1 protein-coding gene is annotated in these 1222 nt (G+C 67.7%); it reads left to right on the forward strand.

What is annotated here, in order from left to right; genetic code table 11:
• Positions 1 to 28 precede the first annotated feature (28 nt).
• On the forward strand, positions 29 to 1222 hold a 1194-nt coding region (locus tag Q1K57_RS10175), incomplete at its 3' end, for a DUF4921 family protein (protein ID WP_300081920.1).

A 1222-nucleotide genomic window follows, 5' to 3' on the forward strand; every position in this document is an offset into this window, starting at 1 on the left:
CCTGAGGAGCGGCTACAGGAGGGACTCGATGCAGCAGTACATGCGCGAGCCGGAGTACGTCATGACGATGGCCGACGGGACGGTGAAGCAGCTCAACCCGTTCACCGGCACCGAGGTCTGGACGGTTCCCGGCCGCGGCAACCGCCCCCTCGGGCACACCGCCGGCGAGCATCCCGTGATCGACCGGACCCGCGAGGGCGCCTACTGCGCCTTCTGCGAGAAGCGCTACCTCGAGACGCCGCCGGAGAAGTCGCGCGTCGTCCACCGCGGCAACGACACCTGGGAGACCCACTACCGGACGCCGGCCGACGAACTCGACCACACGGTCGCCGCGTTCCGGCGGGTGCCGAACCTGTTCGAGATTCTCAGCTACGAGTACTGGCACCTCAACTACGGCTACGAACTGCCTGGACGGGTGGCGTCCCGGCGGGAGGCCTACCTCACCTCCGAGAAGGGCTGGGAGCACGTGCGTCGCGTGGTCGGCATGAAGCTGCGCGCTGCCGGCCTGTCCGTGGCGGCCGTGGAGAACCTGAGCCGCGACGAGGTCGTGGCCGCGGCGTCCGGCTTCTTCGGCGGCGGGCACGACCTCATCATCGCCCGGCGTCACTACGTCGACGGCGCGGTGGACGAGGGGCAGCTGGCATCGTCGGGGACGCTGGGAGTCAACGAGCATCGCGAGTTCATCCGCTATACGATCGAGTCGGTGAAGGGGCTCTACGACCTCAACCGCTACGCCCGCTACGTGACCGTCTTCCAGAACTGGCTCAAGCCGGCGGGGGCGTCCTTCGACCACCTCCACAAGCAGCTCGTGGCGATCGACGAACGCGGCGTCCAGCACGAGACGACGCTGGCGAAGCTGCGCGCCAACCCGAACCTGTTCAACGACGCTGCCGCGAACTACGCGGCGTACGCGAACCTGGTGATCGCCGAGAACGACCATGCGATGGCGTTCGCCGGGTTCGGTCACCGGTTCCCGACGATCGAGATCTATGCGAAGTCGGAGCACTCCGACCCCTGGGATCTCGCACCGGAGGAGCTCGCCGGGATGGCCGACATGATTCACGCGATGCAGGCCGCGACTGGCGCCGACATCCCCTGCAACGAGGAGTGGCACTACCGGCCCATCGACGTCGACCTGGCCATGCCGTGGCGGGTCATGCTCAAGTGGCGCATCTCGACGCTGGCCGGGTTCGAGGGGGCGACGAAGATCTACCTCAACACG

The sequence above is a fragment of the Propioniciclava sp. genome (assembly GCF_029977985.1).
Classification (GTDB): domain Bacteria; phylum Actinomycetota; class Actinomycetes; order Propionibacteriales; family Propionibacteriaceae; genus Propioniciclava.